The organism is Micromonospora sp. DT62 (assembly GCF_049847285.1).
Classification (GTDB): Bacteria; Actinomycetota; Actinomycetes; order Mycobacteriales; family Micromonosporaceae; genus Micromonospora; species Micromonospora reichwaldensis.
In genome coordinates, this window is sequence record NZ_JBNCOB010000072.1 from 1 (window position 1) to 411 (window position 411).

Annotated in this window: 1 pseudogene; it reads left to right on the forward strand. The window is 71.0% G+C overall.

Going from position 1 to position 411, the window contains the following annotated elements:
- Positions 1 to 411: pseudogene (locus ACPXCB_RS31570) on the forward strand (toxin glutamine deamidase domain-containing protein); the annotation flags it as partial.

A 411-nucleotide genomic window follows, 5' to 3' on the forward strand; every position in this document is an offset into this window, starting at 1 on the left:
AGTGTGTTGCCGAGCCCCATCCCGCACCCGCTGGACTTCTCGCCGTGGCAGTTGCCCGGTTGGGTCTATGAGGCCCTCGACTGGGTGATCGGTGTGGAGTGGCCGGAGGGCAACGAGCGGGCGGTCTGGGAGTTGGCGGACCAGTGGTACGGGGTGGCCGCCGCCCTGGCCGGGCCGCGTGCCGACGCCGTTGCCGCCGCTGGTGAGGTGCGTGGCGGGTACGGCGGTGTGGGGGCGGTCGCGGCGGCTTTCGACACCGCCTGGCGTCGGGTGGCGGAGGGTGACGAGGCGCCGTTGCCGGTGTTGCTGGCTGTCAGCACGGAGTTGGGTCGGTTGGTGGAGGAGTGCGGCTGCGACATCGAGGGCGCGAAGCTCGAGGTGTGGATCGAGCTGGGCATTCTGGTGGTCGAG